Genomic DNA, 16,815 nt, shown 5'->3' with positions numbered 1-16,815 from the left:
ACGCCGGTCCTCAAGGGTTACAAGGATTAAAAGGCGATACTGGACCAGCTGGTCCTCAGGGTATCCGAGGGGAAGCAGGTCTTCAAGGAGCACAGGGACTAAAGGGTGATGCAGGTCCAGCTGGTCCTCAGGGTATGCAAGGGGACGCCGGTCCTCAAGGGTTACAAGGATTAAAAGGCGATACTGGACCAGCTGGTCCTCAGGGTATCCGAGGGGAAGCAGGTATTCAAGGAGTACAGGGATTAAAAGGCGATACTGGAGCAGCAGGACCTCAGGGTATGCAGGGAATAAAGGGAGATGTTGGAGCTACGGGTTCCCAAGGAGTTCAGGGCTCAACTGGCGCTGATGGCCGCGGAGTGCCAACTGGCGGGATATCAGGACAAATATTAGCTAAATCTGATGGTCTTGATTTCAACACCATGTGGATTGATCCGGCAAATTCTGGTATCAGGCGGCAAATAGGCGACACTGTTCTAGGGGGAACGGTAATTTACGTCAACTCCACAGGAATCCATGGGTTAATCGCAGCGAATACCGATCAATCCTTTGCTATAACCTGGTGGGATGCTCCGAACATAGTAACAAACCCTGCAGCTTTTGATAATGATGGTAAATCACAATCCGATTGGCGTTTACCAACACTGTATGAGCTTTCGTTAATCTATGCGATGAGAAATGAATTAGGAAAATTCAACAGCGATAATTATTGGTGTTCAACGGAAAAAACCTCTTCCAATTCCTGGGTGCAAAGTTTTAAAACCGGGACTCAGACAAATATTAGTAAAGGAAAAACTGCTGGAGTCAGGGCAATACGTTCTTTCTGATTCTTATCCACCAGGGAATAAAATCCAATTCGGCATCTCCAAGTCAAAAAGCTATTGATGCCGAATCCCGAATCCGCTAAAACAGCATATGCCAAAGTATTATCCAGTACGCCACTCCACGTCACCTGCAATTGAATCCAATTTATGAATTATTTTTAATCATCTCTGAATTTCACTACTGTTTTTATTTTTTACTGTAATTAATAATTTATTAAGGTTTTTCATGTAAAATAATCACACAATTGTTTTTAATTTGTTCTCATAGCATTCAGGATGTCCAATATGTCAGGTGCCGTAAAAAAACTATATCAATACAATCCTCATGTTCATGTCAAAATTTGGCTTAGTAATAAACCAGGTATTTTTATGAATACTGAGAATCAGATGCGATTAATCACCATGCGTGAAAAGAACCCTACTGATTCAATTAACCTGATTTATGACTCTTCCTTGCTAAATGAACAAGCAATCAAAAATTTACACCGCTTTTGTGCAGAACATAGAATTACTCCCGTTGATGCACATTTATCTCCAGACACCCTGAAATCAGAAAATGAAAAAAAATTATATGAATATTATAAAGATGAAATTTCTCATTTCAATGAAGGAGGAAACCCTGCTCTTGCCAGTGACATTCTCAGATGGTTATCACCAGTTTATACAAAAGGGGCATATACTGATTTTGATGTTCCAGTCGACACGTCAAAACTCCCGGCACGAATCAGTGTACAAGCACCGTTATTATTGAATATTGGCAGTTTAAGAACCCAAAATAAAGACGTAATACTATCAAATAATGATTATATTGCCGTAGTTGACCCAATTGCCGCGCAAGAAGTAATAGAAAAAATTCAACAAGGAATGATAAGTGTCCTAGGTAAATACACGAATGATTTTATAGAAAAAACTGAAGAAGAATTTGGCAGAGACAGTTTTCTAAATAAATACCTGATCAGTTTCATGAAAAATCGTTCCGAGTCAATTTATATAGCACGCTCCAAAAACATATTCGCCGAAGGAGAGGAGCGATCTTCTCGAGAACTGAGGAAGTACATCAATGAAATTATGACTGATCAAGTCAAGTTTCTAGAATTCAATAAGGTTTCTGCCGATGAAACCCATCAATCCGTAGTTCAAAGATTAAAAAGAGAATTAAAAGAGCAACTCGGATTCTTTAAATGGTTATTCTTTAGAAATGAATACTATGAAATTAAAGGGATACTTCAAAAATCTGATGAACAATTATTGGATTATCTCATGAAAAAAGAACGTACCCTGTACTTAAAGTCCATAGTAGTATGCACCACGGGACCAATAGCAATAGCGAAATTCTTATTTAACGGTTATGTTTTTGATTCCAGTTATTTTGATCAAAACATTCAACCTTATTCCTTCAATCATTATGGATTAAAGAAAGCATTTCAATCACAAAATTCCATTTCAATGCATGAAAGCATCTTTGGGATGATGAGTTTCCTAGGCGCAGAAGATGGAAAGTTAAATGATTCCTCTTGGCTGGAAACGGGAGCAAAATTACAAAAATCCCGCGGAGAACTTCTGGAAATTAAAAAAGGTGAATTTGAAAAGAAATTACCCAACATTTTAAATACCACCAAAAAGAACATTGAAGAACACATCAAAAAGCTTGAAACTAGTTTAAAGGGGTTTTGGGGATTGTTTTTTCCACAAAGAAAACAGAACAAAATACAAGCGCTCCAACGGGTTTTAGACTGTTTTCAAAAGGATACATTTGATACGAATCAATTCAGAGAGGCACTAGCGATCATCAGATCAAATAAAAGAGAAGTATATGCTGGCCTCTTTTACAGTCATACACAACACCTCATAGAAACCTTAGAAAACAACTGTCTCACTGCGATCGTTTTTGGTCTGACTACCAACAGAACAATTGCACTTAAAGTTGACCCCACAATTGCTTCTGTTCCATCGCAAGCCACTGTAAATCCATCTGAAACTGAGAGAGAGCCTGTTTACTCTCAAGGACTTGGTTTTTTTGAGACGAAAGACGATTCATCGACCCCCAAACCAACTTTGGGCTCAAACGAATACCGGTTAAAGGTATAAAAATGAATACTGATTCAATCCTGTTTGAGCGTTTTGTAACAGGGTTGTCTAAACTCATAAGAATAAATTACTGTGATTTTAGCAAGGAACAATATCGTGTCATTACATTCTGAAACCCAAAACGAATTAAAACGATTAATAGATAGTTGCAATGAATTCGAAGGCAAATATTATTTATTGCCTCTCTTTGAAAATCTCGCGACATCAGATCGTTCTGCAGAACATCTTGAGCCTATCGCGCGTCAATTAATTTCGCTCATTAAAAATATAAACGACATTAAAAATACTGAATTATCATTAAAAGAGCGATACGAAGCTATAAAACAAATTTCTGTAAATTACAGTGCTCTAACTAAAGAAACCGGGGCAAATGGTATTTTGTATAAATCCAGACAAGCGCTCCTGAACCTGGGCGGATTTATAATTGGCTTAATCACCGGTATTTTTGGCGCTGTGGTAGGTTCCATCTCGCTAACCGTTAGCGATATTATGAATTATCGATTGCCTACCGGTTTATTTATAGGAGCATTCACGGGATTCGTTGTTGGACTGGTTATAGGTAAGCGCGTTCCTCACTCACTACTTAAAGAGGGTGAAACTCGACTGATACGACATACAGTCAGGAAACTGGAAACTTCTTTTGAATCTCTATTGACCTCAATACAGCATGACTACATGGAGGAGATAAAAGATGAGGTACTGAAGGAGTATTTTTCCGGTAATGCGGAGCAATTTAACGCGTTCTTGATAGCAAAACAAAAATATGAAATTTTGGGAATCGAAGCTGAATTTTTAAGTCCCAAATTGAAAGGTTCACTAGGGCACCACAGCTTCATTAAATTTACAATAAATGATGTTGTTGATAAGCCAAAACTGATAGAACTGGGAATACCATCTAATGATGTAACAGAATTCTCCCAACAAGAATCCAGAGAAACTACAGGAGAACAGTTAATCAGGATGCTTGCCATGCACAAAATTTTACAAGAACAATATGAAGTTCGCTTAAGTAATATATTAAAATTTTATAATCTTTATGAAGTAGGCATCAATGATTGTCATACCTATATCGATAAAATTTTAATTTCTGTTGATGAACCCGTGAGTCAAATTAAACGCTTTACTTCATCTGATACCATCTTTGGGTATATGATTGGCAACTTACTGAATTTTTTTAATCCCATACCTGCAAAAAAAGAAAATTCGACCCCTGATTCGGATAAGTCTCAGGATGAGCAGAATAAACCTAAATGAGGCAGTTGATAGCCTACTATCCAGTAGGTTAACCATGAAAATACTGATAAATCCGTATCGCTAAATGTTCACTGATGCCCTGAACCTTGCTGATTTCTTCTATAGATGCCTTGGACAATTCCCGCAAACCACCAAATCGATGCAGTAAAGCCTGTCGGCGTTTTGCGCCTACGCCCTCAATACTCTCAAGGGTAGAATCGAGCCGGGCTTTTTGTCTTTTTTTACGATGAGCCGTAATCGCAAAGCGATGTGCTTCATCTCGAATATGTTGGAGGAGATGCAGGGCTTTCGAATCCTCAGGTAAAGTAAACTCCCGATCTTCATTAACCAAAATCAGTTTTTCCCAACCGGCTTTACGGGATGGTCCTTTTGCAACACCCAACAAAATAATGTCATGAACATTCAAGGACTCTAAAACCCGTTTTACCACGGCAACCTGACCTTTTCCACCATCAATAATTAATACATCAGGTAATGATTGAGCTTCTATTAAACGCTTGAATCTGCGTGTAACGGCTTGATTCATTGCAGCATAATCATCACCAGGTGTTATCCCCTCAATATTAAATCGCCTGTATTCTTTAGTGCATGGCCCTTCTTCATCAAAAACCACACAGGACGCTATAGTTGCCTCTCCCTGGGTATGACTTATATCGAAACATTCCATTCGCCGGATGTGCTTTTCAAGCGATAATAATTTCTCCAACGCCTGATATCTGGATCTAATCGTGGCATGTTGACTGACGTATTCTGCTATAGAAATTCGGAGATTGTTCACAGCAAAATCCATCCATCGGGATTTAATACCGCGCGGATTGATTCGTATCGTACAGGATTTACCCCGTTTATCGGTCAGCGCTTCCTCTAAAGAATGATGGTCCAACAGCGTTTTGTTCGTAATAATTAAAGCAGGGATTCTGTCTATAGAATCCAAATAGTAAAAACCAACAAAGGCTTCAAATGTTTGTTGCCATAAATCCTCAGCGTCCAGCTCCTCATTCAAGCCCCTATTGGGAACTGTAGGAAAAAAACTACGGCTGGCTAATACCTGTCCTTCTCGAATCGTAACGCACTGAATACAGGCAAAACCGGGACGTGCTTCGATGGCGATTACATCGGCATCTCCCTTAAGCTGAACCACAGCTTGCTGCTCCTGTACCAAACGCAGATTTTTAATCTGATCGCGGTATACTGCGGCTGCCTCAAAATTAAGCTGCTCTACGGCTTGTTCCATACGTTCCGTCAGTTCATCCAGGATTACCTGACACTTACCTTGCAAAAATCGCATGGCATCATCAACAGATTGACGATAAGCCTCAGGACTAATATATGCGACACAAGGTGCAGTACAGCGTTTAATCTGATATTGCAAACAAGGGCGTGAACGGGCATTGAAATAACTATCCCGACAATTTCGAATCTTGAATACTTTTTGTATGGTCAGAATGGTATCTTTTACTGCAGTGCCATTGGGATAAGGGCCAAAAAAAAGACCTGATACTGGCTTTTTTTTACTTCGATAACTTTCAATACGAGGAAATTCAGGATGACTCGAGATATGAATGTAGGGATAAGACTTATCATCACGAAGCAATATATTGTATTTTGGTCTCAAAGATTTAATAAGATTACTTTCCAGCAATAAAGCTTCTGTCTCACTTCTGGTGACTGAAATTTCAATTGATGCAATTTGACTTACCAGGGATAGCGTTTTAACCGCCGTATTGTGTTTACTGAAATAACTACTCACTCTCTTTTTAAGATTGGACGCTTTACCTACATATAAAACCGTACCTGCCTCATCAAGCATGCGATAGATTCCTGGATCACCAGGTAATTTACTAAGAAATAGAGTTAACTCAGCGGAAGGCTGCCTAATATTCATAAACTACAAAAATAAGATAATTATATAGCATCATAGCTTATTTTAAGGGGCTTTGTTGCTACTTAAAAACACAATTAAACCGGAACTCCGTTACACAATTTGCTTTGAATTTCCAGTTTAATCATCTTGGATTATATCATTAGGATGTTCAATGACTCTGTGTTTCATCGCCAAATAGGTCAGCTCCACATCGTTTTTTATGCCTAACTTTTCAAACATACGGTATCTGTAACCATTGATGGTTTTACTGCTTAAAAATAATCGATCGGCTATATCCTGCACATTCATACCGCTGGTAATCATGAGCATGACTTGCATTTCCCGCTCTGACAACATATCAAAGGGAGAGTCCTGAGCATCCAGCAGACTATTAATTGCCATTTTTTGAGCAATTTCAGCACTAAGGTATTTTTCACCTTTAGCTACTTTACGAATTGCAGCTGCCATTTCTTCAGCTCCTGACTCTTTAGTCAGATACCCCATGGCTCCTAATTGCAAAACGCGGGTAGGCAGAGGATCAGTACACATTGCAGTCACCGCAATTACCTTTATGTGAGGATTTGATTTTTTTAGGCGACGAGTAACTTCCCATCCGTCAATTCCAGGCATCTTCATATCTAAAAGAACTACATCAGGGTTATGAGTTTTGACAAAAGCCAAGGCCTGCTCACCGCTCTCAGCATCCGCAACTACATCTACATCCGACATGTCTTCAAGCAATCGTCGAATACCCATTCTAACCAATGCATGGTCATCAACAATTAATACTTTAATCAAATGATGCTCCTTGACCAACCAGTCAATGAACAAAGTGTGTTGGTCGATGTTAACAAGACTCTTCTATCATTACAATACATAGACATCCTATTCCTTATGCTTCGTAACCAATACAAAAAGCGTCAGCAAATTCTCAATAAGTCAGGGAACCAGGATCTTGCCGAACATAGTGAAGCAGGAGGGCATCACATTCATGAGCTCCCTCACTGCGTTCGGAATGACGTTTTCCGGGGTTATTAAAAAATTACAACGTTACTCTTCACTCCATGATCATGAACTGAGACGCCTGCTAGCAGGCTCTGATATGAATATTCGGATTATCAGTATCCACATCAAAAAACGGAGGATACTCTCCTAACTGTCGTGTTCGCTCCAATAATTCATTGATATTAGACGATACAAAAGTATATAAAGTCTGATAATCATCAATAACAAAGTAAACCGGTTGTAACATGTCAATTCGATAGGGCATTCGAAATGCAGCAACAGGTTCAAACCGGACACGAAGAGGAATATCGCTTTCTACACTATAAACGGTTTCACTAATGGACGATAAAATTCCTCCGCCGTAAGCTCTTAAACCTTTCGATGTATGAATCAAACCAAACTCAACTGTAAACCAAAACATGCGTTGCAATAAGGGCCAATCAGCTTCTGGAAAGGTTAAAACCTTACAGGCATAATCATGAATAAAATCAGCGTATACCTTGTCAGTTAACATAGGGCAATGACCAAAAATTTCATGGAATATATCGGGTTCCTGTACATAATCCAATTCTTCTTGGCAGCGTATAAAAGTGGCTGCAGGAAAGTATTTATTAGACAAAAGCTCAAAGAACTCTCGTGCTGAAATCAATGCAGCGACCGGAGCTACCTGCCATCCTGTTTGTTCCTTTAATTTTTGGCTCACTTCCGGAAGTTGGGGAATTGCATTCGCAGTGATTCCCAAAGTAGTTAAACCAGCCAAAAACTCATCACAGGCTCTACCTGGTAATAATTTCATTTGTCGTTCAAATAATATATTCCAGATTCTGTTTTCTTCTGCCGAATAATTTACTATACCCTGAGCGTTAGGAACATGTGCAACGTAACGACTTTCAAACTCCATAACTTCTCCTTCACTCATTTATATTTCAACTACACCAAATACTTTTTATTTAATATCTACACAATAAGGCCAAATTCTAGTCTTTAAGAATAATCTCAGTCACACGCTGGAGAAAACCCAAAATGCATTCGGAATGACAACTTAGGGAGATAAATACAGGAAATAAGAAAAAAACCAAGTGCATGATAAAAGAGATTTTTAATAAGGAAGTTTAGATAAACTAAATAACCAAATTAAAAATACCTTTTAACTAGGGTGTGTTGACAATTCATCGATTTATTCTCAACGTCCCGCGACTTGTTCGCGGGATCCAGGAATTCAGTAGCTTTAACGAACATTATGTGTTCATCAAGATAGAACTGGATCCCGCGAACAAGTCGCGGGACGTCGAAATCGGAATTGTCAACACACCTTAGGTGATTGGGAGCTTTTCATCAGTCCTGAAATAAAAATCTTGATTAAGTAATTACCCAACCAGCCCCTAAATGTCAACCTCCTGTTAATAAATATTACTTATTTTTTAAATTCTGCTATAGAATTCTAATTATCAATTTCAACATTGGAAAAATAAATGACCATTGCCATTTTAGCTACAGGAGATGAAATAGTTCATGGTGACACCCTGAATACCAACAGCCGTGATATCGCGCACATCCTGAGCTCAGAAGGTTTATCACTGGGATTACAGATGGCGTGCAGTGATAAAAAAACGGACATTGTAAACTGTTTGGAATTTTTAGCAAAAAACCATGAGATTATTATTATAATTGGTGGACTTGGACCAACAACAGATGATCTGACCCGTTTTGCGTTGGCTAAATACACCGGGGATGTTTTAGTCCAGCATCCTGAGGCTTTGGATCATATCAAGAAGCGGCTGCACTCCTCCCAGGCAGTCATTAACGAAGGTAATTTACAACAATGTCTTTTTCCACCACAAGCCAAAATACTGCCCAACCCTAACGGAAGTGCTGTGGGATGTTATTATCAATGGAATAATAGAATTTTTATCTTGCTGCCTGGACCTCCTCGGGAATGTCTGCCAATGTTCAATAACCATGCCCTTCCTTTCCTTCTTAAAATGGAACGCAGTACCAAACAGATTATTAAATGGCGTATTTTTGGATTGGCAGAAAGCGAAATAGCACAAACTCTGGAAGAGGCTCTGGCTGATATAGATTGTCAAACCGGATACCGCCTGGACGTGCCCTATATCGAATTCAAAGTTCGTTGTACCCGTGATCTGGTTGAGACAATTAAAGGAATTATCGATCCAATTCTGTCCCCGCATATTATTGCTTCCGTTGACAAAAAAGCCTCCGATAATCTAAGAGAACTGATAATAAAAAATAATGAGCCTATAACCATAATTGATGAAGCCACTGAGGGTTTATTACAATCGCTCTTAATAAAACCAGGCAATCAGCACCTAATCAACTTTCACAATCTGAGATCCACACAAGTACATTTTCATCTCAGTGGTCTGGAAGAGTACTGGTTACAACAGCCGCCAAAAGGTACAACGCAATTAACGATTCACTACAGCAATCAAATCCAGGAGGGAGGAGAGACACACCAGATACCTTATCGCAGTCCTCTGGTAGTCTATTATGCAGCTGAGTGGTTAAGCTTCCGACTCTTTCATCTCATCAATCAATTGCATCAATGAGTAACAGAGTTGTTGAGTTCCCTGGCCACTAATCGCTGAAATTGCAAATACTTTGTCTTTCCAATTCAGACCTTTTACGATGGTCTCAACTCGTTCCTGTCTGCTGGCTTCATCAGGTAACATATCGATTTTATTCAAAACCAGCCAGCGAGGTTTATTCAGAAGTTCGGGGCTGTATTCACCTAACTCATTGATTATGGCCTTTGCAGACGCTACCGGATCGCTATCATCGAGAGGAGCAACATCGATTACATGCAATAAAACACAGGTACGAGAAAGATGTTTTAAAAATCGATGCCCCAGTCCTGCGCCCATTGCAGCACCCTCAATAAGTCCGGGAATATCGGCCATCACAAAGCTCTTGTGTGAAGAAACACTAACAACACCTAAACCGGGATGCAATGTAGTAAAAGGATAATCAGCAACTTTAGCTTTTGAACTGGAAACAGCGCGAATTAACGTGGATTTTCCCGCATTTGGAAGTCCTAACAAACCCACATCAGCCAAAACTCGCAATTCCAGCCGTAAATGCCGACACTCTCCCGGACTTCCGGGACTCGATTGTCTTGGCGAACGATTAACACTGCTTTTATATCGCGTATTTCCCAATCCGTGAAATCCACCCTGGGCAATAAGAACGGGCTCTCCGGGTTTATTAATATCGCCCAGCAACTCTCCTGTATCGATATCATAAACCATAGTGCCTACCGGAACCTTGATAATCAGGTCTGCCCCTTTTTTTCCACTGCAGTTACCACCCATCCCTTGTTGACCATTCTCTGCTTTATAATGGCGCATATAGCGAAAATCAACCAAGGTGTTTAAATCACTGCTCGCTTCAAAATAAACACTACCCCCATCCCCACCATCACCACCATCGGGACCACCACGAGGTATAAATTTTTCACGCCTGAAACTGACGCAACCATTTCCACCATTACCGGCGTCTACCTTAATAATTGCTTCATCGACGAATCTCATGACCAACCTTAAAACTAAAAAAAAACCCCGTTACCGGGGTTATAAACTGGATGACAAATATCGTAACGTTTTAGATACCATCAAAAATAGGTACTACAAACAAGCTGCTATATCCTATACATTGAAATCACTTTTTAATACATCTAAAGTTCTGCAATTGTCTTGCAGTTAATGATGTACTGATGCAAATTAACTTGCAGCTTCTTCTTTTTGTTCGGCAACTATAGTGACGTATTTGCGATTCTTTTCACCCTTGACGGTAAATTGTACCAAACCTTCAACCAGGGCATACAAAGTATGATCACGGCCACAACCAACCCCTGTTCCAGGATGGAAACGTGTACCACGTTGTCTTACAATAATTTCACCCGCATTTACAAATTGACCACCGAAACGCTTTACACCAAGAAACTTTGGATTCGAGTCGCGGCCATTACGAGTACTACCACCTGCCTTCTTATGAGCCATTGCTATCCCCTCTTACTTGCTTATCGCAGTAATTTTAACTTGCGAATAATATTGTCTATGCCCCATTTGTTTCATGTGGTGCTTACGACGACGGAATTTAATAATTTTTACTTTCTTGTGACGACCATGATCAAGTACTTCAGCCTTAACTACTGCTTTAGCAATAAATGGAGTGCCGCACACGACTTTATCGCCATCTGCCAACATCAGTACTTCTGAAAATTTGATCTCATTGCCAACATCTTCAGGCAGCAATTCAATTTTTAAAACATCACCTTCTTTTACGGTATATTGCTTACCGCCAGTCTTGATTACCGCATACATAACTATTCTCCAACTCGCCTGATTGGCTATCACAATTTCAATAAAGTGCCATATTCTATGAAATTATGGCTATGACTTCAAGTTCATTTTAAAATATTGTATACTTCTTCACCCTTTCCCGGTTAAATTACTCATTTTTAGTGAGTATTCGGGTATTTAATCTGGTCGCGGATTAAATAAGGGATCCTTAAATTTATTGGAGTATATAATGTCAACAATTCTTTTAGAAGCTGAATCAAGAACGGATATGGGGAAAGGTGCGAGCCGCCGCCTACGTCGTCTTGAGAATAAAGTTCCCGCTGTAATCTATGGCGGCGATAAAAAACCAAAATCAATACACTTTCTACACAATAAAGTTATTAAAGCCTTGGAAACTGAAAGTATTTACTCCAGTGTTTTTGATATTTCTGTTGACGGTAAAGTTGAACACGTGATTTTGAAAGCATTACAACGTCATCCGTACAAGCCAATCGTGATGCATATGGATTTACAACGTGTTTCTGCAAAAGACATTCTTATCAAACTCGTTCCTATTCATTACACTAATGAACAAAAATCTTCTGGCGTAAAAGCTGGTGGTATCATTAACCACACTATGACGCAGGTTGAAATTCGTTGTCAGGCTAAAGACTTACCTGAGTTCATTGAAGTGGATATGACTAATGTAGGTATGAATGATGTAGTCCACTTATCCAATCTGAAACTGCCTAAAGGCGTTCATCTGACTGTTGATGTTACAGACGGAAGTCATGACGCTCCTGTCGTGAGTATTCATGCACCTAAAGTGGGCTCAGTTGAAGAAGAAGAATCATCAGTTCCAGCTTCTGCTGTACCTACTACTGATGAAGAGGAAAGTGCAGAGTAAGATATACTCTGGATTAATTTCTTGCAGATAACCAGAGTTCGTTCAACCTGGTTATCTGTAAAGATACGTACATGAAAACACGTTCTACTGCTACCCGATTAATCCGATAAACCTAATTTAAGAAATTACAGTCTATGGCCATTAAACTTATCATCGGTTTACGCAATCCAGGCTCTGCCTATGAACAAACAAGGCATAATGCCGGTGGTTGGTTGGTTAATTCTCTGGCACAACGGCATAGTGCGCATTATAAACCAGATAAAAAAATGCAGGCAGAAATTGCTGATCTGGAAATCAATAAAAATCAGTGCAAATTGGTTTTACCCTTAACTTTTATGAACCACAGTGGATTGCCAGCCAGGGCAGTCAGCCAATTTTATCGAATTCAACCAGAAGAAATAATGGTCGTGCATGATGAACTGGACTTACCTGTAGGGCGTATAAAATTAAAAACCGGTGGTGGCCATGGTGGTCACAATGGTTTAAGAGACATTATAACGCAGTTAGGAAGTAGTGAGTTTCACCGATTACGAATTGGCATTGGTCATCCTGGACACAGAGACTTGGTACATCAATTTGTACTGAGCAAACCTTCAGTCGATGATAGACAGCAAATTTATGACGCTATAGATAGAGGCATTGCTGTCATGCCTTTGGTATTGTCTGGAGATATAGCCAGAGCAATGAATCATTTAAACACTTAATTCTAAATGAACACATCCAATCTGCACGATTGCAGCTTAATTTAGAACATAGCCAAGAGGTAGTTACACATGGGATTTAAATGCGGTATCGTTGGTTTACCTAACGTTGGAAAGTCAACACTATTCAACGCTCTGACCAAAGCAGGTATAGAAGCGGCTAACTACCCATTTTGTACCATTGAGCCTAATGTGGGCATAGTTACTGTACCTGATCCACGTCTGGATGCATTAAGTGAAATCGTAAAACCACAACAGGCTCTCCCTGCAACCATGCAATTTGTCGATATTGCAGGCTTGGTTAAGGGCGCTTCCAGCGGTGAAGGGCTGGGCAATCAATTTCTGGCGAACATTCGTGAAACTGACGCGATTGCTCATGTAGTTCGTTGCTTTGAAAATTCAGATGTAATACACGTCGAAGGACGCGTTGATCCGCTCAGCGATATAGAAGTGATTAACACGGAACTTGCTTTAGCAGATATGGAAACGCTTGAAAAAGCCATGTTAAAAGCCGGAAAAAACAGCAGAAGCGGAAATAAAGAAGCTATTTTTGAAATGAAGACTCTCGAAAAGATTAAAGCTCATCTGGATGCTGGATATCCCGTTCGAACTTTAGGCCTTTCTTCTGAAGAAGAACAAATTACGCGTCGTCTCTTTTTACTCACAGCAAAACCTGTGCTTTATATCGCTAATGTTGATGATGATGGTTATGAAAATAATCCTTTACTGGAAAAAGTGCAAAAACTTGCTGCTGAGGAAAATGCACGCATCGTAGCATTATGTGCTGCAACTGAATCGGAACTGGTAGAACTGGAAGATGCTGATCGCAAAGAATTCATGGCAGACTTAGGATTAACTGAACCAGGATTAAACAAAGTCATCAGAGCTGGTTATGATCTTTTAGGTTTACAAACCTACTTTACGGCTGGGGTAAAAGAAGTCAGGGCATGGACTATTCATAAGGGAGCAACAGCACCGCAGGCCGCTGGTGTAATTCACACAGACTTTGAAAAAGGCTTTATCCGTGCAGAAGTCATTTCTTATGAAGCGTTCATTAGCTGTCGTGGCGAACAAGGCGCCAAAGAGGCCGGGAAATTACGTCTGGAAGGGAAAGACTATGTTGTATGTGATGGCGATGTCATGCACTTCCGCTTTAACGTGTAACGATTAAAGAGTAACAAAAGAGCCCTTTTTTGAAGCGGTATTTTAAACCCCTAACACGGGACTTAGGAGCTGATGTGAGTCAGTTATTAGCTCCCGTTTGGGGCGCACTGAGCCGACAACCTAAGTGAAGGTCGGTTTTAACATCAATTAAAAAAGTCCTGACTTTAAAAAGCAGCTGCTCTATAAACTCATAATTCAATTCCACTGACCAAAAGCCATACCGTAAATAACACCATACTATACAAATAATATTCTATACTTTACTTATTGATATGAGGTAATTCATCTCTTTTGTATCAAGGATCTGAGGTCATTAAATGATGCCGGGTAAAAAGGAAGTTATCAAACATAAAGTTAAGCTGCCTCTTCCCAGTGAATATGATAGAAAATACCGTCTATTAACTATCATCACTGTTGAACTCTTAATCATTGGCATCAATATCACTGCGCTGAATATTTATTTGCATTTTTGGATTATTGCCTATTTATTATTTTTTGCCAGCTGCATTACTTTGTTCAATTTGATATTACTTAAAAAGAAATTCAACCTCATAATTTGCGGTCATATACTTAACAGCTTATGCCTTTTGGTAATGACTGTTGGAAATTTATATTTAGGGGGCGTATCCAGTTCCTACTTCGGTTGGTTTTACCTGTCGCCCATACTTGCCGCTGCTACAATAGGACTGGAAGGATTAATTTTCTACAGCATCTTATCTGCTTCAATAGTGACAATTTTTATATATCAATTTATTTCGCCTGTTTATCATGTTTCCGCAGCGTATCTTCCCTACATCGAAAATATAAATCATATCTTTATTTTTTTACTCACTTTTACCTTACTATACAATTTATTGAAAGAAAATAAACTGTATGAAACCGTATTAAAAGAACAAAACTTCCTGCTCCATGCAGATAAACAAAAATTTCATTACCTTTCAAATCACGATTCGTTAACCAATTTGCCTAATCGTTCGTATTTTAATACCCAGCTTCAACATATTCTGGATTTATCCCAAAAAACTAAAAACGCAGTAACTTTATTTTATATGGATCTGGATGGATTTAAAAAAATAAATGATGAATACGGCCATGAAATAGGCGATATTCTATTATTACAGGTTGGAAAAAGACTACAGAATTGCTTCAGAAATAATGATATTATTGCCCGTTTAGGCGGAGATGAATTTACCGCGGTTATCAGCTATAAACCAAAGGATTTGATATTGGATGTTATAATCAATCGGATAGAACAGGAATTTTCTCAACCCTTTCACATTAAAAATATGGACTTAAATAGTACGATTAGTATCGGTACAGCGAATTTCCCGGATGAAGCTACTAATGCGGAGAGTTTATTAAATCTTGCTGACAAAAACATGTATAAAAATAAAAAAATGAAATCGAAACACAATAAACATAAACAATAGATCCCTCATTCTTCTTTTAAATTTAAAAAGGACTTAAGTACAAATAGAGTACTTTTCAGGAACGGAGTGATAACACCCAATCCTCTCGTTGATAAAACTACAAGTTCCCTCTTCCACTTGACAATTAACATATCCCACCTTAGCATGCATTGATTAATTGGTAGAGGATATAGAATGACTATTGACCGTATACGCGCCTTGGTTAGTGAAGATTTTGACGCGGTTAATAACTTGATTATTGATAAAATTCAATCACAGATCGTTTTAATTCATGACCTGTCTCATCACATCGTTGAGAGTGGTGGCAAGAGATTACGCCCCTTACTGGTACTTCTGGCCAGCAATGCCTGCGGCTATAAAGGAACAGATCATATATCCCTGGCTGCCATGGTTGAATTTTTCCATACGGCCACTTTACTACATGATGATGTAGTTGATGAATCCACCTTACGAAGAGGTAGAGAAACTGCAAACAGCATTTGGGGCAGTAAAGCCAGTGTATTGGTCGGAGATTATTTGTTTACCCAATCAGTACAATTAATGGTGGAAGTAGGTATTTCGGCGATTCTCAACCTATTAGCCAATACATCGCATCAGATTAGTTGTGGCGAAGTCAAGCAACTTGCAAATCGACATAATCCCTCTTTAAGCCTTGAAGATTATTTTGATGTTATTCGTTCGAAAACCGCTCTACTATTTGCAGCTGCTGCCTGTATAGGACCCATTCTATCTGATTCACCAGTTGAAGTACAAAATAGTCTGTATGCTTATGGCTTGCACTTGGGAAATGCGTTTCAACTTATTGATGATGCTCTAGATTACTGTTCCGATGCAGAGACACTGGGTAAAAATATTGGTGATGATTTAGCGGACGGTAAAGCAACGCTTCCTTTAATTCATGCATTGCAGCATGGTACCCCTACTCAACAGGAACAAATAAAAAACAGCTTGAAAATGGGAAGTCTAGACTATTTACCCGAAATTCTTTTGGCAATTGAACAAACAAATGCCATAGCCTATACCAAACGAATCGCAGCAGAAGAAGTAGACAAGGCACTGTCCTCCCTGACTGTCCTTGCAGATTCAGAGTATAAAACTGCCCTGATTGATCTGGCCAATTTTGCTTTGGAGCGAAATTACTAGAATATCTAAAACCCAATTGTGCAAGACTGGATTTATTAAACGGTTGTGAGAAAAAACGATATTCTGTGGACTGTTTTTGTTATTTCATTTCTTATTCAGGAAATTCTTCAATCTCCTTGCCTATTTTGAGTTGCTAT

Annotated in this window: 15 protein-coding genes; 9 read left to right on the top strand and 6 right to left on the bottom strand. The window is 39.2% G+C overall.

Going from position 1 to position 16,815, the window contains the following annotated elements; all coding sequences use genetic code 11:
* From Lqua_RS18770 to Lqua_RS11250, 3 genes are all read left to right on the top strand, one after another.
* Window positions 1-824: Lcl domain-containing protein (locus tag Lqua_RS18770; protein WP_238585567.1), on the top strand; the 824-nt coding region annotated here is incomplete at its 5' end.
* Between the two features lie 282 nt (window positions 825-1,106).
* The gene (locus tag Lqua_RS11255) at window positions 1,107-2,909 is read left to right on the top strand and encodes a glycosyltransferase family 88 protein (protein ID WP_065240170.1); all 1,803 of its coding nucleotides are present in this window, start codon (window positions 1,107-1,109) and stop codon (window positions 2,907-2,909) included.
* Between the two features lie 96 nt (window positions 2,910-3,005).
* Window positions 3,006-4,163: a hypothetical protein gene (locus Lqua_RS11250; protein ID WP_058474364.1), complete on the top strand. Its 1,158-nt coding sequence runs from the start codon at window positions 3,006-3,008 to the stop codon at window positions 4,161-4,163.
* Between the two features lie 28 nt (window positions 4,164-4,191).
* On the opposite strand, the gene uvrC is transcribed toward Lqua_RS11250, so the two are convergent.
* From uvrC to phhA, 3 genes are all read right to left on the bottom strand, one after another.
* Window positions 4,192-6,048 carry an excinuclease ABC subunit UvrC gene (uvrC, locus tag Lqua_RS11245; protein WP_058474363.1) on the bottom strand — a complete coding sequence of 619 codons (1,857 nt, stop codon included), beginning with the start codon at window positions 6,046-6,048 and terminating at the stop codon, window positions 4,192-4,194.
* A gap of 117 nt (window positions 6,049-6,165) precedes the next feature.
* Window positions 6,166-6,825: a two-component system response regulator LetA gene (gene letA, locus Lqua_RS11240; protein ID WP_058474362.1), complete on the bottom strand. Its 660-nt coding sequence runs from the start codon at window positions 6,823-6,825 to the stop codon at window positions 6,166-6,168.
* Window positions 6,826-7,114: 289 nt separating this feature from the next.
* Window positions 7,115-7,933, bottom strand: a complete 819-nt coding sequence (phhA, locus tag Lqua_RS11230) for a phenylalanine 4-monooxygenase (RefSeq protein ID WP_058474360.1) — start codon at window positions 7,931-7,933, stop codon at window positions 7,115-7,117.
* A gap of 571 nt (window positions 7,934-8,504) precedes the next feature.
* Here phhA and Lqua_RS11225 point away from each other — a divergent pair.
* Entirely contained in the window at window positions 8,505-9,602 is a 1,098-nt protein-coding gene (locus Lqua_RS11225; RefSeq protein WP_058474359.1) for a competence/damage-inducible protein A, read from the top strand.
* Here Lqua_RS11225 and cgtA read toward each other — a convergent pair.
* The 3 genes from cgtA to rplU all read right to left on the bottom strand — a co-directional run bounded on the left by cgtA (window position 9,558) and on the right by rplU (window position 11,375).
* Window positions 9,558-10,583: an Obg family GTPase CgtA gene (cgtA, locus tag Lqua_RS11220; RefSeq protein ID WP_058474358.1), complete on the bottom strand. Its 1,026-nt coding sequence runs from the start codon at window positions 10,581-10,583 to the stop codon at window positions 9,558-9,560. The genes Lqua_RS11225 and cgtA overlap by 45 nt on opposite strands.
* Window positions 10,584-10,772: 189 nt before the next feature.
* Window positions 10,773-11,051 carry a 50S ribosomal protein L27 gene (gene rpmA, locus Lqua_RS11215; RefSeq protein WP_058474357.1) on the bottom strand — a complete coding sequence of 93 codons (279 nt, stop codon included), beginning with the start codon at window positions 11,049-11,051 and terminating at the stop codon, window positions 10,773-10,775.
* A gap of 12 nt (window positions 11,052-11,063) precedes the next feature.
* On the bottom strand, window positions 11,064-11,375 hold the full coding sequence (gene rplU / locus Lqua_RS11210; RefSeq protein WP_058474356.1) for a 50S ribosomal protein L21: 312 nt from the start codon (window positions 11,373-11,375) through the stop codon (window positions 11,064-11,066).
* A gap of 208 nt (window positions 11,376-11,583) precedes the next feature.
* On the opposite strand from rplU, the gene Lqua_RS11205 reads away from it, so the two are divergent.
* The 5 genes from Lqua_RS11205 (at window position 11,584) to Lqua_RS11185 (ending at window position 16,678) form a co-directional block, all read left to right on the top strand.
* The gene (locus tag Lqua_RS11205; protein WP_058474355.1) at window positions 11,584-12,240 is read left to right on the top strand and encodes a 50S ribosomal protein L25/general stress protein Ctc; all 657 of its coding nucleotides are present in this window, start codon (window positions 11,584-11,586) and stop codon (window positions 12,238-12,240) included.
* Between the two features lie 134 nt (window positions 12,241-12,374).
* Entirely contained in the window at window positions 12,375-12,944 is a 570-nt protein-coding gene (gene pth, locus Lqua_RS11200) for an aminoacyl-tRNA hydrolase (RefSeq protein ID WP_058474354.1), read from the top strand.
* 69 nt (window positions 12,945-13,013) lie between these two features.
* Window positions 13,014-14,105, top strand: a complete 1,092-nt coding sequence (ychF, locus tag Lqua_RS11195; protein WP_058474353.1) for a redox-regulated ATPase YchF — start codon at window positions 13,014-13,016, stop codon at window positions 14,103-14,105.
* 317 nt (window positions 14,106-14,422) lie between these two features.
* A complete protein-coding gene (locus Lqua_RS11190; protein ID WP_115148661.1) occupies window positions 14,423-15,535 on the top strand; it encodes a GGDEF domain-containing protein in 1,113 nt (370 codons plus the stop codon).
* 174 nt (window positions 15,536-15,709) lie between these two features.
* Entirely contained in the window at window positions 15,710-16,678 is a 969-nt protein-coding gene (locus Lqua_RS11185) for a polyprenyl synthetase family protein (RefSeq protein ID WP_058474352.1), read from the top strand.
* Window positions 16,679-16,815 lie beyond the last annotated feature (137 nt).

Origin of the sequence: Legionella quateirensis (genome assembly GCF_001467955.1) — a bacterium.
GTDB lineage: Bacteria > Pseudomonadota > Gammaproteobacteria > Legionellales > Legionellaceae > Legionella > Legionella quateirensis.
This window is presented reverse-complemented; position numbering and strand designations above follow the sequence as displayed.

What these genes read in the sequence shown, in the direction of transcription:
- Lqua_RS11255 (WP_065240170.1), top strand. Translation starts at nt 1,107, where the DNA reads ATGTCAGGTGCCGTAAAAAAACTATATCAATACAATCCTCATGTTCAT.
- uvrC (WP_058474363.1), bottom strand. Translation starts at nt 6,048, where the DNA reads ATGAATATTAGGCAGCCTTCCGCTGAGTTAACTCTATTTCTTAGTAAA.
- phhA (WP_058474360.1), bottom strand. Translation starts at nt 7,933, where the DNA reads ATGGAGTTTGAAAGTCGTTACGTTGCACATGTTCCTAACGCTCAGGGT.
- Lqua_RS11225 (WP_058474359.1), top strand. Translation starts at nt 8,505, where the DNA reads ATGACCATTGCCATTTTAGCTACAGGAGATGAAATAGTTCATGGTGAC.
- cgtA (WP_058474358.1), bottom strand. Translation starts at nt 10,583, where the DNA reads ATGAGATTCGTCGATGAAGCAATTATTAAGGTAGACGCCGGTAATGGT.
- rpmA (WP_058474357.1), bottom strand. Translation starts at nt 11,051, where the DNA reads ATGGCTCATAAGAAGGCAGGTGGTAGTACTCGTAATGGCCGCGACTCG.
- rplU (WP_058474356.1), bottom strand. Translation starts at nt 11,375, where the DNA reads ATGTATGCGGTAATCAAGACTGGCGGTAAGCAATATACCGTAAAAGAA.
- Lqua_RS11205 (WP_058474355.1), top strand. Translation starts at nt 11,584, where the DNA reads ATGTCAACAATTCTTTTAGAAGCTGAATCAAGAACGGATATGGGGAAA.
- pth (WP_058474354.1), top strand. Translation starts at nt 12,375, where the DNA reads ATGGCCATTAAACTTATCATCGGTTTACGCAATCCAGGCTCTGCCTAT.
- ychF (WP_058474353.1), top strand. Translation starts at nt 13,014, where the DNA reads ATGGGATTTAAATGCGGTATCGTTGGTTTACCTAACGTTGGAAAGTCA.
- Lqua_RS11190 (WP_115148661.1), top strand. Translation starts at nt 14,423, where the DNA reads ATGATGCCGGGTAAAAAGGAAGTTATCAAACATAAAGTTAAGCTGCCT.
- Lqua_RS11185 (WP_058474352.1), top strand. Translation starts at nt 15,710, where the DNA reads ATGACTATTGACCGTATACGCGCCTTGGTTAGTGAAGATTTTGACGCG.